This window comes from Gilliamella sp. B2911, from assembly GCF_026536965.1.
In the GTDB taxonomy this organism is placed as follows: domain Bacteria; phylum Pseudomonadota; class Gammaproteobacteria; order Enterobacterales; family Orbaceae; genus Gilliamella; species Gilliamella apicola_E.
Map to the genome: position 1 here is coordinate 1 of NZ_JAFNNA010000021.1, position 5165 is coordinate 5165.

The following is a 5165-nucleotide window of genomic DNA, read 5'->3' on the forward strand; positions in this document are numbered from 1 at the left end:
TATGGCGTAGGCCTAGTCCGTAGGCAGGACTTTTCAAGTCTCGGAAGGTTTCTTCAATCTGCATTCGCTTCGAATAGATATTAACGGGGTCTGACGCTCAGTGGAACGAAAACTCACGTTAAGCAACGTTTTCTGCCTCTGACGCCTCTTTTAATGGTCTCAGATGTCCTTTGGTCACCAGTTCTGCCAGCGTGAAGGAATAATGGCCGAGCATATTGATATGTCCGTGGCAAAGCGGGGAGAGGCGTGCGATATCTTCATCATTCAGTGTTTCACCCTGCGCCCGGAGATGATCCAGGGCTGCCTGCATATAAATAGTGTTCCATAACACGACGGCGTTAGTGACCAGCCCCAGTGCGCCCAGTTGATCTTCCTGACCGTCGGTATATCGTTTTCTTATCTCACCTTTTTGACCGTGACAGATGGCTCTGGCAACGGCATGGCGACTTTCTCCCCGATTAAGCTGGGTCAGAATGCGCCGGCGGTAATCTTCATCATCAATATAATTAAGCAGATACAGCGTTTTGTTGATGCGCCCCACTTCAATGATTGCCTGAGTCAGTCCGGAAGGACGTTCACTTTTCAGCAATGAACGGACCAGCACTGAAGCCTGTACTTTGCCCAGCTTCAGGGAGCCAGCGGTCCGGATCATTTCGTCCCACTGAAGGACTATTTTTCGGGGATCTGATTGCCCTCTGGCAATATCATTCAGCACGCCATAGTCGGCATCATGGTCCATTCGCCAGAAAACCGAAGCACCGGCATCAGCCAGGCGTGGAGAAAACTGGTATCCCAGCAGCCAGAAAAGGCCAAAGACAAGTTCGCTGGCACCTGCTGTATCGGTCATAATTTCGGTTGGATTCAGCCCGGTCTCCTGTTCCAGAAGACCTTCCAGCACAAAGATAGAGTCCCTCAGCGTCCCCGGTATAACGATGCCATGAAAGCCGGAATACTGATCGGACACAAAGTTGTACCAGGTGATCCCTCTGTTATTACCAAAGTATTTGCGGTTCGGTCCGGCATTGATTGTTCTGACTGGCGTAACAAAGCGCATTCCATCTGCAGATGCCACTTCTCCTCCACCCCATATCTGTGCCAGTGGCAGCGTTGCCTGAAAATCAACCAGTCTGGCATTAGCGCTGGTGATAGTTTCAGCCCGCAGATAGTTCGCTTTTGTCCAGTTCAGCCGGTGTCGGGTCAGTGCAGGAACATTTGATCTGATCAGTGGTTCCAGACCGATATTGCAGGCTTCAGCCATCAGCACGGCGCTGATGCTGACGGGCAGATCATCAACTCTGGCACTGGCTTCACTAGCATGGAAAAACTCATCAGCAAATCCGGTATGGGCGTTAATTTCGAGCAGCAACTCCGTTAAATCCACCGGAGGGAGTAGATCACTGATCATTTTGCTCAGTCGTTTCAGACTGTCCGGCTCATCAAGACTGGCGAGGGGAGAAATTGTCAACCGGGGCTTCGGGCCAGAAACATCGAGTTCGACAGCCTCATTTTCGCAAAGACGTGCAGCAACCTGTCTGTAACGACTATCAAGCTGATGACCCAGAGATTTTATTGCTTCCTGCGGGTCTGTCGGGTGCCCCAAAGAACGATAAACCTTAATCCGGTTTGCCTGCCAGTCAGCACCCTGTAGTAATCTTGCACGAGGATCTCCCCACCGGTTACTGCCGGTAACGTAGACATCCCTCCGCCTCAGACTATCCTGCAGTTTACTGAGAAAGCAGAGCGTGTATCCCCTGCGGGTGATATGTTTTTCCTTGTTAATCACCAGCCGTTTCCATGACCGACTGATAATTTCCGTTGGTGCGTCGTCAAAAAACTGCCGCCGTGAGCTGAACTCCCGGCTGAGGTAGTCACAGGCATTCAGAGTGGTAACCCCGGCAGGTGCGGATGAAAATTTAACGGTATTCAGCAGATGGGGCAGGAAACGACGAACGCGCCCGTACTGCTCCACCATTTCTTCATGAAAATTATCGTCTGAGGGCCGGGCAATTTCACGGACAAGCGTGATGATTTCAGCCAGCTTTTGCCTTGGGATGTAGCTGAACACCTCAGCACGAATCGATTCGTCCGGTGTTTCTTCTTTCAGCAGGTACGAACATGCGCTGGCGAGCGCCAATGCAGATTTATCCAGATCCTTCAGCGAGCGGAGCCGTTTTTTCTGCCCAATCTTTCTGGCGTCACGGATGATAACGGCCAGCATGGCGTCCAGAACGTCCAATGCATCATCCAGCGCCAGCGTTTCCCATGCAAGGACAAAGGCAACCAGAACCGCCATCCTTTTCTGCGGTGACATCCTGGCAATATTGAACACCGAAGTCATACCAGCATAACGTGCGAGATTTTTCAGGCGCACAGCCGGGAGTGTACTCAGGTTTTCAGCATGCAGGCCAAAATCGTTCAGAGTTTTCCAGCGTTCAATTGCTTCATTAAACGCCGGACCACTGATGGTCACAGGGCCCTTTTTCAGTGATTCCAGTAAAGACAGGCGGCTGCAATCAGTTGGCCCCAGCAGCATCTCCAGCTGTGAACGCTGTTCGGCTGACGGTATCAGTGCCAGTTTGTTCCACAGGCGCAACGTCGCCTTTTCCCTTACCTCTGAAATCAACCGGGTCAGCGTAGTGGCTCCGGGGAGAATAATACGATGTTGCATAAGCCACCCTGTCGCCAGATCGAAAAGCAGGCCAGGACGTTCGTTGCTTATCCAGCTCCGGGTATATAAAAGACGGGTAAGGCGAAATGTCCAGGGCCAGGCAAATTCACGATACTGATAGTGCTGACGTATCAGCGCTGCATGCTCACGGCGGGTATTTTCCCTCTGACCGTATTCTGCAAGAACGGTGATATCACGAATCCCGAGCTGTCTGGCGGTAAAATGCCGGACGCCGGAAGGAATATGATTCATATCGGTGAGGAAGGTGCCCAGAAAACGGACACATCCAATTTGCAGGGCAATGCCCAGACGGTTGTGATCACCTCTGCTTTTTCCGATAAATTCCTTGTCTGCTTCATCAAGGTGAAAATATCGTGCCAGCTGAAGCTCATCCGGTTCACCGGTGAATCTGCCATAGCTTTCAGTCTGCTCAGTGGTCAGAAAGTCAACGGGCATATCGGCCTCCCTGCCTGACGGGCATTTAGTAACATTTTTGCAACCGTACGAAATGTTATAAATTATCGGACATCGTAAAACTGTTACATTAATATGTCTATTAAATCGTAAATTTGTAATAATAGACATGAGTTGTCCGATATTCGATTTAAGGTACATTTTTATGCGACTTTTTGGTTACGCTCGGGTCTCAACCAGTCAGCAGTCTCTTGATCTTCAGGTCAGAGCACTCAAAGACGCAGGTGTGAAAGCAAACCGTATATTTACCGATAAGGCATCCGGCAGTTCAACAGATCGGGAAGGGCTGGATTTGCTGAGGATGAAGGTGGAGGAAGATGATGTCATTCTGGTTAAGAAGCTCGACCGTCTTGGCCGCGACACTGCCGATATGATCCAACTGATAAAGGAATTTGACGCTCAGGGCGTGGCAGTCCGGTTCATTGATGACGGGATCAGTACCGACGGTGATATGGGGCAAATGGTGGTCACCATCCTGTCGGCTGTGGCACAGGCTGAACGCCGGAGGATCCTAGAGCGCACGAATGAGGGCCGACAGGAAGCAAAGCTGAAAGGAATCAAATTTGGCCGCAGGCGTACCGTGGACAGGAACGTCGTGCTGACGCTTCATCAGAAGGGCACTGGTGCAACGGAAATTGCTCATCAGCTCAGTATTGCCCGCTCCACGGTTTATAAAATTCTTGAAGACGAAAGGGCCTCGTGATACGATAGGTTAATGTCATGATAATAATGGTTTCTTAGACGTCAGGTGGCACTTTTCGGGGAAATGTGCGCGGAACCCCTATTTGTTTATTTTTCTAAATACATTCAAATATGTATCCGCTCATGAGACAATAACCCTGATAAATGCTTCAATAATATTGAAAAAGGAAGAGTATGAGTATTCAACATTTCCGTGTCGCCCTTATTCCCTTTTTTGCGGCATTTTGCCTTCCTGTTTTTGCTCACCCAGAAACGCTGGTGAAAGTAAAAGATGCTGAAGATCAGTTGGGTGCACGAGTGGGTTACATCGAACTGGATCTCAACAGCGGTAAGATCCTTGAGAGTTTTCGCCCCGAAGAACGTTTTCCAATGATGAGCACTTTTAAAGTTCTGCTATGTGGTGCGGTATTATCCCGTGTTGACGCCGGGCAAGAGCAACTCGGTCGCCGCATACACTATTCTCAGAATGACTTGGTTGAGTACTCACCAGTCACAGAAAAGCATCTTACGGATGGCATGACAGTAAGAGAATTATGCAGTGCTGCCATAACCATGAGTGATAACACTGCGGCCAACTTACTTCTGACAACGATCGGAGGACCGAAGGAGCTAACCGCTTTTTTGCACAACATGGGGGATCATGTAACTCGCCTTGATCGTTGGGAACCGGAGCTGAATGAAGCCATACCAAACGACGAGCGTGACACCACGATGCCTGCAGCAATGGCAACAACGTTGCGCAAACTATTAACTGGCGAACTACTTACTCTAGCTTCCCGGCAACAATTAATAGACTGGATGGAGGCGGATAAAGTTGCAGGACCACTTCTGCGCTCGGCCCTTCCGGCTGGCTGGTTTATTGCTGATAAATCTGGAGCCGGTGAGCGTGGGTCTCGCGGTATCATTGCAGCACTGGGGCCAGATGGTAAGCCCTCCCGTATCGTAGTTATCTACACGACGGGGAGTCAGGCAACTATGGATGAACGAAATAGACAGATCGCTGAGATAGGTGCCTCACTGATTAAGCATTGGTAACTGTCAGACCAAGTTTACTCATATATACTTTAGATTGATTTAAAACTTCATTTTTAATTTAAAAGGATCTAGGTGAAGATCCTTTTTGATAATCTCATGACCAAAATCCCTTAACGTGAGTTTTCGTTCCACTGAGCGTCAGACCCCATTAACAAGTTGTTTGGGTGTTCGAATTTCAACAGGTAAGTTAGTTGCTAGAATCCATGGCTCCTTTGCCGACGCTGAGTAGATTTTAGGTGACGGGTGGTGACAATGAGTCCGTGTCGAGCGCTGATTTTTTCGGCCT

Annotated in this window: 3 protein-coding genes and 2 pseudogenes; 2 read left to right on the plus strand and 3 right to left on the minus strand. The window is 49.5% G+C overall.

Going from position 1 to position 5165, the window contains the following annotated elements; genetic code table 11:
- A pseudogene (locus tag J3U27_RS11425) lies at positions 1 to 85 on the minus strand (hypothetical protein); the annotation flags it as partial.
- Between the two features lie 33 nt (positions 86 to 118).
- The gene (locus J3U27_RS11430; protein ID WP_001143759.1) at positions 119 to 3124 is read right to left on the minus strand and encodes a Tn3-like element Tn3 family transposase; all 3006 of its coding nucleotides are present in this window, start codon (positions 3122 to 3124) and stop codon (positions 119 to 121) included.
- A gap of 163 nt (positions 3125 to 3287) precedes the next feature.
- Here J3U27_RS11430 and J3U27_RS11435 point away from each other — a divergent pair, with 163 nt between their 5' ends.
- Together J3U27_RS11435 and J3U27_RS11440 are read left to right on the plus strand one after the other, a co-directional pair.
- Complete coding sequence (locus J3U27_RS11435; RefSeq protein ID WP_152953140.1) at positions 3288 to 3845, plus strand: recombinase family protein; 558 nt, start codon at positions 3288 to 3290, stop codon at positions 3843 to 3845.
- A 173-nt stretch (positions 3846 to 4018) separates the two neighbouring features.
- Positions 4019 to 4879 (plus strand): broad-spectrum class A beta-lactamase TEM-1, encoded by an 861-nt coding sequence (locus tag J3U27_RS11440; protein ID WP_000027057.1) that lies wholly within the window; start codon positions 4019 to 4021, stop codon positions 4877 to 4879.
- Positions 4880 to 5026: 147 nt separating this feature from the next.
- On the opposite strand, the pseudogene J3U27_RS11445 reads toward J3U27_RS11440, so the two are convergent.
- Positions 5027 to 5165 (minus strand): annotated as a pseudogene (locus J3U27_RS11445) (IS4 family transposase); the annotation flags it as partial.